We start from the raw sequence: 17238 nt of genomic DNA on the forward strand, positions 1-17238 counted from the left end.
ATTTCTCGATACGCTGACCAGCGCGAATCTGGTCCGACGACAAGGACTCTTCTCGCCATGGGACCCGATGCTGTGCACACCCGCGACGAGCTCGGCCGCGCCCTCACCGGGCTCCGCGAACGGTCCGGGATGAGTGTGCGCGAGGTCGCGTCCGACGCCGACGCGCTGCTCGGTACGGTCGCCGGGTGGTTCGCCGGACAGCACGCCCCGACGCGGGCGAGCCGGGAGATGTTCGAGCGTGTTCTGGCCACGTGCGGCGTCGTCGAGGAGGCCGACGTCCAGCGGTGGTGGGCCGCGGCCGAACGGTCGTCGCGGCGCGCCCGCAGGTCGGCGTCGGCGGTGTCGCCGTACCGGGGCTTCGCGCCGTTCTCGGCCGACGACGGGGCCTGGTTCTTCGGTCGCGACGAGCTGATCGACCGGCTCGCCGACATGGTGCGCTCCCGGCTTCCCGAGACTGTGCCCGGTCCCGGCCCGGAGCCGGACCAGTCGGTCGGAGACGGCGGGCCCGGCTGGCTGCACGCCGTCGCGGTGGTCGGGGCATCCGGGGTGGGCAAGTCATCGCTCGTTCGGGCGGGCCTGCTACCGCGCATCGGCACGCAGGAGCCGTTCATCGACTGGCGCGCGGCGGTGATGGTGCCCGGCGACGACCCGGCCGCCGCTCTCGAGCAGGCCGTCGCAACACTCGATGAGACGCCCGGCGACGGTCCGGCGCTGCTTGTGATCGATCAGCTCGAGGAGCTGTGGACCCAGGGTGATTCCGCCGGGCGGGCACGGCTGACCGCCCGGCTGGCCGAGTACACCGGGCGCCGGCGCACCGTGGTGATCGGGGTGTTGCGCGCCGACTTCTACGAGCGTGCCGCCGCCGGGCCGATCATCGCGTCGGTGCTGGCCGACTCGCAGCTGCTCGTCTCGCCGATGCTGCCCGCACAGCTGCGGGAGGTGATCGTGCGACCCGCCGAGGTCGCCGGGCTCACCGTCGACGACGACCTGGTGACCATGTTGCTCGACGACGTGGCGCCGTCGACGAGCGTGCGGCCGGTCGGCGCGGGCGTACTGCCACTGCTGTCCCATGCCCTGCGTGCGACCTGGGAGAAGTCCGATCGCCGACGACTCACCGTGCGCGACTATGTGTCGACCGGGCGTATCTCGGGGGCCGTCGAACAGACCGCGGAGTCGGTGTATGACTCACTCGACGACGCGCAGCGGGCCGTGGCGCGCCGAATCCTGTTGGAAATGGTCAACGTCGACGAGGAGACCGTCACCCGGCGCACCGTCCGTCTCGCCGATCTCGACGCCGACGACCCGGCCGGGGACAACCGTCATGTGCTCGAGACGTTCGCCGCGGCACGTCTGGTCACGGTGACGACCTCGCACGCCCAGGTCGCACACGAGGCGCTGCTGACGGCCTGGCCGCGGCTGGGCGAGTGGATCGACGCCGACCGGGAACGGCTGTTGCTGCGGCGTCGACTACAAACCCTGCGGGACACGTGGGAGGCCAACGGACGGCCCGACGACCTGCTGCCGCTGCGGGCCCGGCTGGAGATGTTCCGGCCGCTCGCCGACGACGGCTCCTCGCTGGATCAGGCCAGCCGTGGCTTCCTGGAGGCCGGTGAGGCGCGGGTACGCGCCCAGGACGCCCAGGAACGCCGCCGCAGTCGTCAGCTGCGCCGAATCGCGCTGACCGCCGGGGTCTTCGGCATCGTCGCGGTCACCGCGGCGGTCATCGCGGTGATCACCGGCGTACATGCGGTCGGTCAGCGCGAGCAGGCCGAGGCCGCCCGGAATCAGGCGCTGAGCCGACAGTTGGCCATCCAGTCGAGTGAGTTGGAGGATCGCGACCCGTTTCTCGCCGCGCAGTTGGCCATGGTCGCCTATCAGACCTCGCCGACCCTCGAGGCGCGGTCGCGGTTGATCGACGCGACCGGCCACGGTGTCCCGAACCGCTTTGTCGGTGAGGGCGGGTCGGTGTTGCTGGCCCGCTCGGGGTCACTGCTCGTCGCCGCCGGAGGCGGTGGGCAGGTGCGCGTGTTCGACGTGTCCGACCGCGGGATCGACCGACAGGTCACCACCTTCCGCGCCCCGGGTGGCGGAGGCCGATTGGGTGGGGTGGCGATCCTGCCGGGGACCTCAACGGTTCTTCTGGGCGGTCGCGGCACCCTCACCGCGTGGAATGTCGCCGACCCCGCACACCCGGTGCGCGCCTTCGACTTTCCGGACGTCGGCGGCGACGTCAACGCGATCACGGTGAGTCCGGACGGTCGGTTCGTCGTCGCCGCCGTGCCCGAGGTCGGGGTGCAGGCATGGGTGAACTCGGCCGGGGCGTGGCGTCCGGTGCCGTTGCCGGGCAAGGTCGCCGGAGTCGCCGGCGCGGCCGCGTTCAGCCCGGACAGCCGCTCGCTGGCCACGAGCAGCGCCAACCGTCGCATCGATCTGTGGCGCATCGACGGCGACGCCATCGTCGCGACGGGGGAGATCCCACTCGATGCGTGGCGCGACAACGAACTCGCGCAGGGCCTGACCTACACGCCGGACGGTACGCGGCTGGCGGCGGCACTGCGCAGCCGCGTTATCGACGTCGTCGACGTCACCGATCCGGCGGCTCCGCGCAAGGTTGCGGGATTCGGCGGATTCGACAGTTACGTCACGGCGGTGGCCGTCAACGCCGCCGGTACCGAGATCGCGGGCGCGGGCGCCGACAACACGCTGCGGATCTTCGACCTGGCCAACCCGTCGGCCGCCCCGCGGATCCTGACGGCCGCGTCGAACGCGGTGTCGGTGGTGTTCGCCGGCGACCATGTGATCGCATCCAGTGATGATGGGCGGGTGCAGGATTGGCCGCCGACGTCGAATCGGACGGTGGTCGGGACCAACAGCGTCTACCAGATCCCGGCGAACGGCTCGACGACCCGGCTGCTCGCCGCCGACAGCGGCACCGATGGGCGGATCACGCAGTGGGACATCGAGTCCGGGGGACTGCGCCGCGCGGGACCGGACCTGGTTCCGCCGCCGGGCATCGTGTACTCGGGGGCGGTGACGATGTCGCCGTCGGGCCGGATCGCGACCATGGGAACGGTCACCGGCGCGGTACAGTTCGCGGACATGTCGAATCCCGCCGACCCGCATCTGGTGGGTACGGTCGACGCGCAGCACACCCTCAACGAGACGGTGGACTACAGCGAACGGTCGCATCTGGCCGTGACCGGGGCCACCGACAGCAACATCGTCACCGTCATCGATGCGTCGGATCTCGCTGCGCCCAAGGTGGTCTCGACCTTCGACGCCGGCGGTGGTGTGTGGTGGACGACGCTGAGTCCCGACGGTCGCAGGCTCGCGGTGGCGACCTCCACCGGCGTCGTGCAACTCCTGGATCTCACCGATCCGGCTGCGCCGCGGGCCTATCCGCATCCGATCGACTTCGAGGGCGCAGCGCTCGCGGTGCGCTTCTCGGCCCGCGGCGACCGGATCGTGGCGACCTCGGAGGAACGTGCGGTCGTCGTCGCCGATGTCTCGAATCCGCAAGCGCCGCATACCGTCGCGACGTTGACCGGCCCGGCGGGCCAGCTCTACAGCGCCGGTTTCTCCGCCGACGGTTCCCACGTGATCGCCGGTGGTGGGAATTCGGAGGTGTGGGTGTGGAATCTCGCCGACGGTGGGTCGGCGGAGGTCGTGATGCGCTCGTTCCCCGGACGGGTCTACGACGTGCGGTTCGCGCCCGACGATCGGATCCTCGCCGCCGGTGAGGGAGGGGTGATCGAGTCGTGGGTGCTCGACACCGCTGCGATCATCGACGCGCAGTGCGCGCAGGTCGGTGATCAGATCACCGAGGAGGAGTGGGACACCTATGTGCACGGCATGGGCTACCAACCTCCGTGCGGTCGGTGATCGCGGCCGCGGGGCCGGTCCGGGTAGGTATCGACGCTGGTACCTTGGGCCCAATGCGGTTGTTGCAGCGCCCCATCGAGCACGGCGAGCTCACCCTCGCGGTTGCCGTCGACGGCGATCTCGCCGACGGCCGGACACCGCCGGTCCTGCTGGTCCACGGGATGGGCAGCGACCACGGCACCTGGCGGCCCTTCGCGTCGGTCCTGCGCCGCGCAGGCCGTGCGGTCATCGCGGTCGACCTGCGTGGACACGGCCGTAGTGGCCGTGCCGTCGAGTACACGCTGGAGGCCTTCGCCGCCGACCTGGGGTTCGTGCTCGACGAGTTCGACGTGGCGAGGGCTGATGTGGTCGGTCACTCGCTCGGTGCGCATGCGGCACTGCGTGCGGCGATGACCGATCCCGGCCGGGTCCGGTCGCTGGTGCTCGAGGAGGTACCGCCGATGCCACGCGACCAGGCCGACCTCGACGAGGAGATCGTCATGTCGTCGGGATTCGGTGAGCGCGTGCGTGGTATCGGCGCCCTGATGCGCAACCCGATGCCGGTCGTCCGATTCGATCGTGCCGTGGCAACGCAGGTCGGCACCGAGTTCGAGCGAGCCGAACCGCAGTGGTGGGACCGTCTGGCCGCGGTGTCCGCCCGGACCCTCGTCATCTCCGGTGGTCCGCGCAGCTTCCTTCCGCCGCAGCATCTGCAGAGCCTGGCGCAGGCCCTACCCGACGGCCGCTTCGACATCATCGACGCAGGCCACTCGGTGCACCGGGACCGTCGTCGCGAATTCGCCGCGAAGGCAGGCGCTTTCCTCGCGCGGTGACGCCGGTGCCGGCCCCTACGCGGCCGGCTTGTTGTGCAGCGGCCGCGGGTCGAGGCCGACCTTCTCCCATGCCTCGGCGGCCCACGGCACATACAGCCACCGCACCGGCAGCCGGTTGAACACCGGGTTGAGCGCCCGCATGAATGCGGCAAACCTCTGGAAGTTCTTTTCGCGCTTGGCATCCCATTCCAGGTCGCAGACATCTCGCATCTGCTGCGGAAGGGTGCCGACCACCACGGTGCGGATGAACGCGTTGAGTGGGGCGGAGACGACGCGCCACACCGGCGCCGGAATGCGGCGGGGCCGCGGCAGACCCTTGCGGATGTATCCGGTGGCGTACACGACGGTCTTGTGCGGCACGAAACGCTCGAGCATGGAGTCCCAGTACTCGCGGAACTCGGTGTAGGTCTGCGGCTGACTGCGCGCGCTCACGCCGTAGAGCTCGTACCAGATCTTGCTCTCGGCGAAGATCTGCTCCTTCTCCGCCTCGGACAACCTGCGGATGAAGGTGTCGGTGATGTAGAGCACCTGATCGACGAAAGTGGCATGCGCCCAATAGAACAGCTCGGGATTGAGCGCGTGGTAGCGCGAACCGTCGCTGATCGTGCCCTTGATGTCGCGATGGAAATCCCGCACGGTACGCCCCCACTTGGCGGGTTCGGCGCTGTAGACGGTGCGCATGACGGGCGGGCCGGTGCGGCGGGCGCGGCCGAGGAAGTCGTCGAAGATCACCGAGTGATCGAGCACGCCCTGTCCGAGTTGTTCGATGCAGTTCTCGGTGCCGGCGAGGCGCTGGAATCCGAGGATTCCGCGGACGTCGCCGTAGAACTTCCAGATCAGCGAGTCCGCGCCGAGCCGCGGAGTCGGCAGCGCGTCGTTCTCCGGACCGGGGTGTTCGGGGCCGGCCTCGACCAGGACAGGCTGCGCCTCACGGATCGCCGAGTCGAAATCCTGATTCACTGTCATGGCGAGACCTTATCGCACGAAGGAACGGGTTTCCAGATTTGTTTCAACAGTCTGGACAGTGAGGAGGATCGTGACCGGTCAGAGGTTGCCGACGCCGGAGGAACTGCTCGAGCATGCGGTGGTGCTCAGCCTGCCGATGCGCACCCGTTTCCGGGGCATCACCACGCGCGAGGTGATGATCGTCGAGGGGCCGGCGGGATGGGGCGAGTTCGGGCCCTTCGTCGAGTACGACGACGAGGAGTCTGCGGCGTGGCTCGCGGCGGGCATCGAGGCGGCCTATCTCGGAGCACCCCCCGCACGTCGCGATCGGGTCCCAGTCAACGCCACCGTCCCCGCGGTACCCGCATCAGAGGTCGCGGGCATTCTCGCCCGTTTTCCCGGGGCGCGAACGGCCAAGGTGAAGGTCGCCGAACCGGGACAGACCCTCGACGACGACGTCGCGCGCGTTGCCGCCACACGCGAGCTCATCGGCCGCGTCCGCGTCGATGCGAACGGGAAGTGGACTGTGGCACAGGCGGTCACGGCGCTGCGCGCGATCGGCGACCTCGAGTATGCCGAGCAGCCGTGTGCCACCGTCGAGGAGTTGGCTGCGGTGCGTCGGGCGGTCGATGTGCCGATCGCCGCCGACGAGTCGATCCGCAAGGCCGCCGACCCGATGCGGGTGGTCGCCGCCGAGGCCGCCGACATCGCGGTGCTCAAGGTCGCACCGCTGGGCGGCATGCGGGCCGTGCTCACCCTGGCCGAGGAGATCGGTCTGCCCGTGGTGATCTCGAGTGCGCTGGACTCCGCGGTCGGCATCGCCGCGGGCGTCGCGGCCGCCGCGGCGCTGCCCGAGCTACCGTTCGCCTGCGGTCTCGGCACCGGCTCGTTGTTCACCGGAGACGTCGCCGACGGTGGCACCCCGGACTGCGGCACCCCGGACGACGGCACACCGGACGACGGTCATCTGCGGCCACGGTGGTTCGGTCCCGGTGACCTCGACGTTCCGTCGACGCTGCACGCCGCCGACGACCGCCGGCAGTGGTGGCACGAGCGAGTGCGGCGCGCTCACGCGGTGCTGACCGCGCGGGGTCATCGGCTCGGCTGAGGTAGCTCGGTTCCGGGCCGGTGGGTGACAGTCGATAGAGACATATCGTAGAGTTTGTTCCATGGTGTTGTGTGGCTCACAGGCGAGGACGGATTCGCACACGTGCAGGGTGCTGTCATGACCGCCCCCTCGTCGGTGTCTCGGGGCCCGGCCGGGAAGTCACCGAGCTTCGCCGCGCCGCCGCCCGGCAGCGATCTGCGGGCGATTCCGTGCGCGCACTGCAACGGAATCCTCGAGATCATGTCGATGCGCCGCGACCCCTTCGCCTTCGCCGAACGCCGTCGCGCCGAGCTGGGCGTCATCTCCGGTATGAGCGCGCTGGGAATTCGAATCGTCACCGCCGCAGGCCCCGACGCGGCCGCGGAGATCCTGATGAACTCCGACCGGGCCTTCGCCAACGGCCCGGCCTGGAGTTATTTCATCGGCCCCTTCTTCAACCGCGGGGTGATGCTCCTCGACTTCGAGGAACACCGCCACCACCGGCGCATCATGCAGCAGGCCTTCGCGCCGGCGATGCTCAAGGGCTACCTGCAGGAGATGTCGCCGATGATCGCCGAGGCGATGACCCGCTTCCCGACGGGGCGCGTGCACCTGTTCGATCGGTTCAAGTCGTTGACGCTCGACGTCGCGCTCGAGGTCTTCCTCGGCGTCGACCTGTCCGCCGACGAGTCCGCCACGCTGAACAAGGCCTTCGTGGAGACCGTTCGCGCCGGAGTCGCCTACGTGCGCAAGCCGATTCCCGGCGGTCGGTGGTGGAAGGGCCTGCGCAGCCGCAAGGTGCTCGAGGAGTTCTTCTACGCCACCCTGCCCGCCAAGCGGGCGCGTGAGACCCCCGATCTGTTCTCGGTGCTCTGTCATGCGCGCAGCGACGAGGGGCACCGATTCACCGACGAGGACGTCGTGAATCACATGATCTTCGTCCTGATGGCCGCGCACGACACTTCGACGATCACGATGACCCAGATGGCCTACCGGATGGCCGCCGACCCGCACTGGCAGGAGCGGGCGCGCGCGGAGTCCGAGGCACTCGGCCCCGAGTTGGGCTACGACGACCTCGGTCGTCTCGACGTGCTCGACCGGGTGATGAAGGAGTCGTTGCGGTTGTGTCCGCCGGTACCCGCCCAGCCGCGAATCGCGGTCAAGGACACCTCGATTCAGGGGTTCTTCGTGCCGGAGGGGACGATGGTCAGCGTTCCGCAGCTGACCAATCATCGGGACCCCGAGTTCTACACCGACCCCGGGGTCTTCGACCCCGATCGTTTCGGCCCCGAACGCGCCGAGGACAAGTCGCATCGGATGGCCTGGATTCCGTTCGGTGCGGGCGTCCACAAATGCATCGGTCTGTATTTTGGACAAATGGAAATCAAGACGATCATGCATCACCTGCTGCGCGGGTACGAGTGGTCGGTCCCCGCGGGGTACACGCTTCCGATGGACTACAGCGCACTGCCGGTTCCCAAGGACCGGCTACCGGTCACCGTCCGGGGTTTGCGATGACCCCGGGTGCGGCGGGCACCCACGCCGAGCAGGGCCGTCGGCGCAAGGTCCGCAACACCGACAGTCCCGCCGATCAGAACAGCGCGATCATCGCTGCCGCCGAGGCGGAGTTCACCGAGGTCGGGGTGCGCCGCGCGAACGTCGACGAGGTCGCCAAGCGCGCCGGGGTCTCCCGGTCCACGCTGTATCGCCGGTTCCCCAACAAGGAGGCGCTGCTGCTCGGCGTCGCCGAGGAGCTCTACGAACGCGGCATGGCCCGGCTGGTCGACGCGGTCCGTGGTCTCGGGCCCCGCGAGGCGGTGATCGAGGCTTTTGCCGCGGGCGCGGCGATGATCTCCGACGAACCGCTGATGCGCCGACTCGTCCTGACCGACCACGACATGGCGCCGATCACCGCTTCGGTGACCGCCCTGTTCATCGACGTCGCGACCGGCCGCGTCGCCGCGACTCTGCGGACCGCCGGTGCGCAGATGCCCGACGACGATCTGCTCGAGGCCATCGAAATTCATGTGCGCCTGGTCATCTCGTTCCTGGAGACACCGGCCTCCGACGAGGCACGGCGGGAGCCGGACCGGGTGCGGGCATTCGCGGAGAAGTTCCTCGCGCCGATGATCTGGTGACCGCCCCGGGCGGCCACCGTCGAAGTCAGTACGTGATCTCACCAAGGGGGAGTAGTCGATGAGTATGCGCAGCAACCGATTCGGTCGTATCGGGCACGACGAGGTGCGGGCCCGGCTGGCCGACAAGGTCGTGGTGATCACCGGCGGTGCACGAGGTATCGGCTTTCAGACCGCCGGTCAACTCCTCGACGCCGGGGCGCGGGTGGCGGTCGGCGACGTCGACGGTGAGGCCCTGGCCAAGGCCGCCGCCGATCTCGGGGCGGAGGGTGTCGAGGTCGACGTCACCGACCGGGCGAGTTTCGCCGCCTTCCTCGACGAGGTTGAACGGCGTCTGGGGCCGGTGGACGTGCTGATCAACAACGCCGGGATCATGCCCGTCGGGTCGTTCCTCGAGTTCGACGACGCGCTGATCCGCCGGACCTTCGACATCGACCTGATCGGCGTCATCACCGGCAGTCAGCTTGCCGCGCAACGAATGACGGCCCGAGGGTCCGGGCAGATCGTCAACATCGCCTCGGTCGCGGGCCGGCTGCCGATGCCCGGCCTGGCCGTCTACAACGCCGCGAAATCGGGGGTCATCGAGTTCTCCGAGGCCCTCGACGCCGAACTGTCCGGCCACGGCGTACGGGTGAGTACCGTGATGCCGACCTTCACCCGCACCGGCCTGATCTCGGGTCTGGCGACCAATCGCTACATCCAGACCGTCGAACCCGAGGTCGTGGCCGCCGCCGTCGTCGGGGTCATCGCCGAACCACGCACCCGGGTGGCCGCGCCGCGGGCGATGCGGTGGGTGGACGCCAATCCGGTCTTCCCGCAGGCACTCAAACGTCTGACGCGCCGACGCACCGGACTCGACCGGATCTTCCTCGACTACGACCCGGCCGGCCGGGCCGACTACGACGCCCGGATGCGGGGGCGCGCGACATCCTGAGCGTCACGGCCCGGCGTTATGATCGTGCGGTGCTGGCAAGGAGGCGTTGACGATGCCGTGGCCGACACCGCCGACATCGGGATCCGCGTCGATCCGGGAGGAGCGGGTGGCCCGCCGCGAGTTGCGGCGCGCGGTTCGCGATCTCGACGAGGTGCGCCGGGAAAATGGTCGGATCGCCCCGCTGTCGCGGTGGTGGTGGACGGCCTCCGCGCTGATCCTGGCCGCTGCACTACTGGTCGCGGGATTCGGTGTGGCGGCGTGGGTGCGCGCCGCGAATTCCTGGACCGATGCCGATTTCACCGACGTCGCCGCCGGCGTCGTCGCGGAGTTGTTGAGCCCTGATCCGACTGCGCCGCAACGGGTTCGGTCGGTACTCGACGATGCGACCGGAGCCTTCTACGACGAATTCGCGCAATCGGCCGACGCCTACACCGCGTTCGTCCGGCGCAGCGGAACCGCGGCGAGTGCCACCATCGACGGCGCCGGAATCGTCACGCGCACCCCCGATTCCGCGGTGGTGCTCGTTGCGGCGACCGTGGGTTACCAGCAGGCCGGGCGGGCCGTAGCCGACCGCGCATTCCGGTTGCGTCTGGCCGTCACCGACGATTCGGGACGGCTCAAGGTCGCGGCGGTGCAATACCTTCCATGAGAATCCCGCTGCGCACCACCTCCGACCGTGACCGCATCGTCGCGCCCGGCGCTGCGCTGGTCGCCGCGGCGGTGGCGGTCGTGGTGATCGCCGCACTGGTGACCGCGGTGATCACCACCGCGACGTCGTTGTCCGATGAGCGACGGACCGCGGACACTCGCGACTCGCTGCGTGCTCATGCCGGTGCGATCGTCGCGCAGGTGTTCTCCGTCGACACCGCGACCTGGCAGGCCGATCGGGCGCGGGCCCGCACCCTGGTGGCCGGGGACTTCGCCGGATCGTTCGCCACGCAACTGCATCGCGCCCCGCCCGCGGGTACGGCGTCGGTCCGGTGGCATCCCGACTCGGTCGCGATCATCGACACCGGTCGCGAGGGCGGTGACGCCCTGATCCGCGCGACCGTGCTGACCCGCACCGGAACGGGACAGCAGAGTACCGAAAAGCTCACGCTCCGAACCGGTTTCGTGCTCCGCGGCGGACGATGGCTGTTGCGTGACGCCGAGGTGGTGTCATGACCCCGCCGACCGACGCCACCGCCCGCGAACGGCTCGCGCAGGAGCGGGCGACACACGCCCTGCGCGCCGCTCGCCTCGCCCGGATCGCCGCCGCCGACGATCTGCGGGCCCGCGCGGTGAGGCGTTCGCGCTGGGTGCGTCGCGCGCTGGCGGTGGCCGCACTCGTGGCGGTGGTGCTGATCATCGTGGCGAGCACGCTCGCGGTTCTCGATCACCGGGCGACCGGCCGCGTCGACCTCGACGACGAGGTCCTCGGGGCGGCCCGATCGGCTACCACGAGCATGCTGACGTCGGACCCGGCGCACGCCGAGGCCTACGTCGAGCGGGTCCTCGCCCTGAGTACCGGGACACTGAAGAAACGTCTCGAGCAGGCCGGCGCGGCCCTGTCGGCCGCCGTCGCCGTCCAGACCGCACCCAGTGCCGGACGGGTGCTCTCGGCCGGGCTCGTCACCGATCCCGGGTCCGACGATCCCGGTTCCCGCGCCCAGGTACTGGTGGTCGTGCAGGCATCCAATCCCGTTCTGCTCGGCGGGGATCCGCAGGCCGACCGCCTCACCCTCACCGTCGGGATGACCCGCACCGACGCCGGTTGGCTCGTCGACTCGGCGGTACCGGCATGAGCACGTCCCGAGTTCCCCGAGCCCGAGTCCCCCGGGGCCGCCGGCTCACCTGGACCCAGCGCCACCGGGTCCGGCCGCTCACCGCGCCGCCGCGGATGTCGCGGCGCGCACGCCGGCTGCTGATGGCGATCGCGGCGCTGACCCTGACCGCGCTGGTGGTCGCCGTCCTCGCCTGGGCCCAGGCGTATCGGCAGACCCCCCGTCCCACCGACGCCGACCGTGCAGATCTCGAACGGGCCGCGACGAGTGCGGTCACCGCGCTGATGACCTTCGGCGGGGAGCACCCCCCGGGCCCCGACGCGGTGCGCGCCCATCTGAGCGACCCGCTGCTCACGCGATACGACGCCGAGCGTGCCGACGTCGTTCTCCCGGATGCGGTTGCCGCGTCGGCGCAGATGACGGTGAATGTGGTCGGCATGGCGGTCGGGGAGTTCCACGCCGACGACGCACGTCTGCTCGCCTTCCTCGACCAGACGGTGACGGTGCCCGACGCGGGGGCGCCGGGGGCCGGGGCCGGCACACCAGGAGCCGGGTCGGGCGCGGATAACGGACATACATCTACCGAAATGTGGTTGGTCATGCGTAAGGTGAACCAAACCTGGCTGCTCGCCGACGTCCGACCGGTGGGAGATGTCACCCGCTGATGCGGGCAGCGACATTCGAACCGCTGATGCGGGCAGCACCGTCGACGAGAGGGCGAGAACCGAGGATGAGTGCAGCAGGTGTCGTGGTGGTCGGTGCGGGACTCGGGGCCATCCGCCTCGCAGAGAACCTGCGTACCAACGGATACGAGGGCCCGATCACACTGATCGGTGCCGAGCCCTACGCACCCTACGATCGGCCACCGCTGTCGAAGACCGTGCTACTCGGCAAGGACGACCGCGTCGAGCTGAAACCGGCCGAGTTCTACACCGAGTCGTCGATCACCCTGCGACTGGGCCAACGGGTCACCGCCGTCGACCCGCAGGCCAAGACCGTCACCGTGCGCGCAGACGACACCGATGGGCCCGATACCGACGCCGCCCAGAGCGTCCCCTACGGCGTCCTGGTGCTCGCCACCGGACTCGCCCCGCGGGTCTTCCCCGGCGCCGAACACCTTGCGGGCGTGCACACCCTGCGCACCTTCGACGACGCGGTCGCCCTGCGGTCGGAGATCGACGGGGCGCAGACCGCCGTCGTCATCGGTGCCGGCTTCATCGGCTGCGAGGTCGCGGCGAGCCTGACCGAACGCGGCGTGCGGGTCTCGCTCGTCGAGCCGGCACCGACCCCGCTGGCGCAGGCGCTCGGCGAACCGATCGGGACACTGGTGGCCCGGATGCACACCGCCAATGGGGTCGATGTCCGTGCGGGCGTCGGGGTTTCAGAGATCGTCGGCGGCGACTCGGGCGCGGTGCGGGCGGTGCGTCTGGCCGACGGGACCGAATTGCCTGCCGACATCGTCGTCGTCGGCATCGGCTCGATTCCCGTCACCGACTACCTCGAGGGCTCGGGTATCGAGTTCGCGCCGCGTGAGACCGGCGGTGGGATCGCCTGCGATGCCGTCGGAAAGACCAGCGCCCCCGACGTGTTCGCGATCGGCGACGTCGCCAACTGGGCCGACGGCTCGCCCGACTCGCGGCGCGTCGAGCACTGGAATCACACCGTCGAACAGGCCGCGGTCGTCGCCCATCAGATCGCCGGCAGTGAGGGCGCGCCGATCACCGCGGCGGTGCCCTACTTCTGGAGCGACCAGTTCGCGGTGAAGATCCAGGCGCTCGGGCATCCGCGCGCCGACGACGAGGTGCACATCGTCAGCGACGACGGCACGAAATTCCTGGCCTACTACAGCCGCGACGGAATCCTCACCGGTGTGGTCGGCGCGGGCAAGGCGGGCCCGGTGATGAAGACCCGGCCCAAGCTGCAGACCCCGACACCGATCGCCGACCTTCTCTGAGAATCCGCATTCGTGGATTCCGTTGCCGCGCAGGCGATCGCCGAGGTCCGCGAACTTGGCGACGCCGAGCGGGCCGCGGGTATCGCACGATATCTGCAGGCCCGGCCCGGTGGTTACGGTGAGGGCGACGAGTTCGTCGGGGTCGCGGTGCCGCAACTGCGTGTGTTGGCCCGCCGGTGGCGTGGCATCGACCGCGGTGCCGTCGGCGAGCTGCTGAGTTCGCCGATCCACGAGATCCGTTTTCTCGCACTACTTCTCATGGCGCAGGAGTCCGCGCGTGCCGACGACGCCGACGCTCGCGCGTGGGTCGCCGACTATCGCCGGGCCGTCGATGACGGGTATGTCAACAACTGGGATCTCGTCGACACCTCGGCCGCACCGGTTCTCGGACACTGGTGTGTACGGATCGGTGACCACACCGAGCTCGTCGACCTCGCCGCCGACGAGCGGCTCTGGCACCGGCGGGTCGGTATCGTCGGCACCCACGCCCACCTGCGTGAGGGTGACGCCGGCCCCACGCTGGCGGTGGCGCCGCTCGTCATCGACGACCGGCGCGACCTCATCCAGAAGGCGCTGGGCTGGATGCTGCGCGAGATGGGCAAGCGCGTCGAGAGATCAACGCTCACCGACTATCTCGACGCCCATGCGGCGTCGATGGGACGCACCGCGCTGCGGTATGCGATCGAGCATCTCGATCCCGCGATGCGCGCCGGCTATCGCGCAATGCGATGAGTCTCGCGGGCCGTCCGGCACCGATCCCTCAGACGCCCTCGGCCTCGTGGCCCTTCCACTGCCGCAGCATGCGTTCGCGCAGATCGTCGTAGATCGGCGGCGAACGCAACAGTTCGGCGACGATCATCGTCGCGGCCCCCGCGGCGAGCACCGACACCGCAACCGAGGTCGTCGAGGTCATCTCCATCACCAACACCGCGCCGGTGAACGGGGCACGGACCACGGCGGTGAAAAACGACGACATGCCCACGATCATCAGTGGCAACAGCAACTCGTGCCCGTAGCCCGGCGACACCAGATCGATCAGCCGCGAGGCGACGAGACCGGTCATGGCGCCGAGCGCCAGCATGGGGGCGAAGATGCCGCCGGGCGTGCCCGCCGAATACGACACCGGGCCGGCGACGAAGCGGATCGCCAGCAGCATCACGATCGCCCAGAAGGCCAGATGCTGACCGGACAGGATGTTCTGCGTCAGGTCGTCACCGCCGCCGCCGAGGTCGGGGTCGATGGTCAGCACCGCCCCGATGACCGCTCCGATGATCGCGGCCTTCACCGGGCCGGGCACCCGGGGGATGGCCGCGAAGCCGCTCAGACAGGCACGGATCAGCCAGTTGTAGACGACGCCGAGCAGCCCGACCACGACGCCGAAGACGACGAACACCGGAAGTGAGGACAACGCAACGGAATTGATCTGCGGGACGACGAAGTCGGGATGGTTGCCGACGATCAGTCGGCTGCACACGGTGCCTGCGGCGACCGCGGCCATCGTCCAGAGGACGTAGCGCACCTTGACGGTCTTGGCGATCTCCTCGATGCAGAACAGGGTGCCGCTGATCGGTGCGTTGAATGCGACGGCGAGACCGGCACCGGACAAGGTGGTCTGCAGTACCCGGATCTCGCGCATGGTGGCGCGGCACACGCGGCCGGTGAGCGCGCCGATCGCGGCGCCCATGTGCACCGTCGGACCCTCTCGGCCGAGGACCATCCCGCCGACGCCGATGGCCAGCAGGCCGCCGACGAAGCGGGCCGGGATGACCGCGGGTGGCGGTGGTGCGGCCTCGCCGCGTTCGACGGCCTCCACATGCTGGATGCCGCTGCCGGCCGCGCGCGGTTCCCATCGGGTGATCAGTGCCGCGATGAGCGCCGCGGTCGCCGAGATCACCACGGGTATCAGCCAGGCGGCCGGGCCGTGGTGGTGGGTCCAGTCGATCAGATCGGCGCGCAGGTGATCGGCGCGGATCAGCAGCCACCGGAATGCCCCGCCGACCAGACCGGTGATCGCACCGGCGATCGTGGCAACTATGGTCAGCCAGACGAGAACCCGTGCACCGGTGTCCTCTTCGGGCGCATCCGGTGTGAGATCAGGGGAGTCCGGCGCCGTCACGCGTCGTCACCGGGCCGTTGGTGATCACCGGGCTGGGGATTTCGGGTCGCGGACACCAATCCACGGTAGAACCCCGACGGGCCCTCGGTGACGGCCAGGGGTGCCCGACGGCGTTCTCGATCGTCAGGACGCCCGGAACACCTTGACCGCCGCGGCGATCATCGGGAACTGCAGCGGCAGCCGTCCGAGGGCGATCGCCTTGTAGATCGCCGGCTTGTGCCACCACAGCCGGACCATGTTGATGTTGGCCGGGTACACCGCGACGAACAGGGCCGCGGCTGCGGCGGCGGACGGCTTGCGGGTGGCCGGGACGAGTAGTCCCACGCCGAGCGCGACCTCGGCGACACCGGAGGCATAGGTCAGCATGCGCGGGTCGGCGGGGATCTCCTCCGGGATGATCTCGTCGAACGGCTTCGGCGCCACGAAGTGCAGGGTGCCGATGGTCAGCAGCATTCCCGCGAGGGCGCGGGCGAACTGGATGGGGGACAGGCGTGAGAGCATCAGAACTCGATTCGCAGTCGGTCGGAAGTCGGATGGGCCTGACACCCGAGGATATAGCCGTCGGCGATGTCCTCGGGATCGAGCGCACCCGCGTTGTCCATCTCGACGGTTCCATCGGTGAGAGTGCATGCGCACGAACCGCATTCACCCTCCTGGCACGAGTACGGCGCATCGAGTCCGGCCTCGAGCATGATGTCGATCAGGGTGCGTTTGCGGGGCCAGGTCAGCTCGTGGGTCTCGCCGTCGAGTTCGACCTCCACCGTGGCGGCATCGGCCTGCTCCTCGGCGCTCACCTCGTCGAGGACGACGTCGGCGAAGGGATCACCCGAGAGCGAGTTGTAGACCTCGGCGTGCACGTCGTGGTGGGCGAAGCCCGCGGTGTGCAGTGCCTGGTGCACGGCGTCCATGAAGGGGCCGGGGCCGCACATATAGGCGGCGTGGCCGCGGAAGGCACCGAAGATCGTCGCCAGGGACTGCGCACGGGGCAGGCCTTGCAGCGTCTCGAGCCAGTGGATGAGGACCAGCCGGTCGGCGTGCGCGGTCTGCAGCTCGCGTAGTTCGTCGGCGAAGATGACGTCGTCGGCGCTGCGGTTGGCGTAGAAGAACACGATGGTGCCGCTCCCGGACGCCAGCGCGGTCTTGAGGATCGACATCACCGGGGTCACCCCGCTGCCCGCGGCGATCAACAGGAGCGGTTCGTCGACCGACCGCGGGGTGAACACCCCCGACGGCGGCAGTACCTCGATCTGCGAGCCCGCGGAGAGGTTGTCGCACACCCAGTTCGACCCGTAGCCGTCGACGGTGCGCTTGACCGTCACCTTGGGCAACTCGTCGCGGGCGGGGGAGGAGGCCAGCGAATAGCAGCGGGCCACCGACCCGGTCTTCTCGCTCGGGATGCGCAGGGTGAGGAATTGACCCGACTTGTACTGCGTGAACGCCTCTTTGGCCGTGTCGGGGAGTTCGAAGACGATCGACCGTGCGTCGTGGGTCTCGTCGATGACCTCGGCGACGGTGAGGATCACGCTGCGCGAGCCGTGAGGCGTCAGTTCGGTCGAGTCCGATCCGGTCATGGCTCTGGTCTCCTGGCGTCGTCGAAGGTGCAGCAGTTG

General features: G+C 69.6%; 16 protein-coding genes. 12 read left to right on the forward strand and 4 right to left on the reverse strand.

The window, feature by feature from the left end; all coding sequences use genetic code 11:
- The first annotated feature begins 57 nt into the window (after positions 1-57).
- Together QNM97_RS04570 and QNM97_RS04575 are read left to right on the forward strand one after the other, a co-directional pair.
- A complete protein-coding gene (locus QNM97_RS04570; RefSeq protein ID WP_283821795.1) occupies positions 58-3882 on the forward strand; it encodes an NACHT and WD repeat domain-containing protein in 3825 nt (1274 codons plus the stop codon).
- A gap of 53 nt (positions 3883-3935) precedes the next feature.
- Positions 3936-4694 (forward strand): alpha/beta fold hydrolase, encoded by a 759-nt coding sequence (locus QNM97_RS04575; RefSeq protein ID WP_283821796.1) that lies wholly within the window; start codon positions 3936-3938, stop codon positions 4692-4694.
- Positions 4695-4709: 15 nt separating this feature from the next.
- On the opposite strand, the gene QNM97_RS04580 is transcribed toward QNM97_RS04575, so the two are convergent.
- The gene (locus QNM97_RS04580) at positions 4710-5660 is read right to left on the reverse strand and encodes an oxygenase MpaB family protein (RefSeq protein ID WP_283821797.1); all 951 of its coding nucleotides are present in this window, start codon (positions 5658-5660) and stop codon (positions 4710-4712) included.
- Positions 5661-5730: 70 nt separating this feature from the next.
- On the opposite strand from QNM97_RS04580, the gene QNM97_RS04585 reads away from it, so the two are divergent.
- The 10 genes from QNM97_RS04585 to QNM97_RS04630 all read left to right on the forward strand — a co-directional run bounded on the left by QNM97_RS04585 (position 5731) and on the right by QNM97_RS04630 (position 14244).
- A complete protein-coding gene (locus QNM97_RS04585; protein WP_283821798.1) occupies positions 5731-6747 on the forward strand; it encodes an o-succinylbenzoate synthase in 1017 nt (338 codons plus the stop codon).
- A gap of 117 nt (positions 6748-6864) precedes the next feature.
- Positions 6865-8244, forward strand: a complete 1380-nt coding sequence (locus tag QNM97_RS04590; protein WP_283821799.1) for a cytochrome P450 — start codon at positions 6865-6867, stop codon at positions 8242-8244.
- Complete coding sequence (locus QNM97_RS04595; protein WP_208792201.1) at positions 8241-8864, forward strand: TetR/AcrR family transcriptional regulator; 624 nt, start codon at positions 8241-8243, stop codon at positions 8862-8864. Before QNM97_RS04590 ends, QNM97_RS04595 begins: the two co-directional genes overlap by 4 nt.
- A gap of 58 nt (positions 8865-8922) precedes the next feature.
- The gene (locus QNM97_RS04600) at positions 8923-9795 is read left to right on the forward strand and encodes an SDR family oxidoreductase (RefSeq protein WP_502874991.1); all 873 of its coding nucleotides are present in this window, start codon (positions 8923-8925) and stop codon (positions 9793-9795) included.
- Positions 9796-9847: 52 nt separating this feature from the next.
- A complete protein-coding gene (locus QNM97_RS04605) occupies positions 9848-10444 on the forward strand; it encodes an Rv1363c family protein (RefSeq protein WP_283821800.1) in 597 nt (198 codons plus the stop codon).
- Positions 10441-10959 carry a hypothetical protein gene (locus QNM97_RS04610; RefSeq protein WP_283821801.1) on the forward strand — a complete coding sequence of 173 codons (519 nt, stop codon included), beginning with the start codon at positions 10441-10443 and terminating at the stop codon, positions 10957-10959. Before QNM97_RS04605 ends, QNM97_RS04610 begins: the two co-directional genes overlap by 4 nt.
- The gene (locus QNM97_RS04615) at positions 10956-11579 is read left to right on the forward strand and encodes a hypothetical protein (RefSeq protein ID WP_283821802.1); all 624 of its coding nucleotides are present in this window, start codon (positions 10956-10958) and stop codon (positions 11577-11579) included. Before QNM97_RS04610 ends, QNM97_RS04615 begins: the two co-directional genes overlap by 4 nt.
- Positions 11576-12223, forward strand: coding sequence for a hypothetical protein (locus QNM97_RS04620; RefSeq protein WP_283821803.1), 648 nt, complete (start codon positions 11576-11578; stop codon positions 12221-12223). Before QNM97_RS04615 ends, QNM97_RS04620 begins: the two co-directional genes overlap by 4 nt.
- A gap of 65 nt (positions 12224-12288) precedes the next feature.
- Positions 12289-13512, forward strand: a complete 1224-nt coding sequence (locus QNM97_RS04625; protein ID WP_283821804.1) for an NAD(P)/FAD-dependent oxidoreductase — start codon at positions 12289-12291, stop codon at positions 13510-13512.
- Between the two features lie 12 nt (positions 13513-13524).
- Positions 13525-14244: a DNA alkylation repair protein gene (locus QNM97_RS04630; protein WP_283821805.1), complete on the forward strand. Its 720-nt coding sequence runs from the start codon at positions 13525-13527 to the stop codon at positions 14242-14244.
- Between the two features lie 28 nt (positions 14245-14272).
- Here QNM97_RS04630 and QNM97_RS04635 read toward each other — a convergent pair whose 3' ends face one another.
- The 3 genes from QNM97_RS04635 to QNM97_RS04645 all read right to left on the reverse strand — a co-directional run bounded on the left by QNM97_RS04635 (position 14273) and on the right by QNM97_RS04645 (position 17199).
- Positions 14273-15628, reverse strand: a complete 1356-nt coding sequence (locus QNM97_RS04635; RefSeq protein WP_283821806.1) for a ClC family H(+)/Cl(-) exchange transporter — start codon at positions 15626-15628, stop codon at positions 14273-14275.
- 123 nt (positions 15629-15751) lie between these two features.
- The gene (locus QNM97_RS04640) at positions 15752-16129 is read right to left on the reverse strand and encodes a DoxX family protein (protein WP_283821807.1); all 378 of its coding nucleotides are present in this window, start codon (positions 16127-16129) and stop codon (positions 15752-15754) included.
- The gene (locus QNM97_RS04645) at positions 16129-17199 is read right to left on the reverse strand and encodes a ferredoxin--NADP reductase (protein ID WP_283821808.1); all 1071 of its coding nucleotides are present in this window, start codon (positions 17197-17199) and stop codon (positions 16129-16131) included. Before QNM97_RS04645 ends, QNM97_RS04640 begins: the two co-directional genes overlap by 1 nt.
- Positions 17200-17238 lie beyond the last annotated feature (39 nt).

This window comes from Gordonia sp. L191, assembly GCF_030077625.1.
GTDB lineage: Bacteria > Actinomycetota > Actinomycetes > Mycobacteriales > Mycobacteriaceae > Gordonia > Gordonia polyisoprenivorans_A.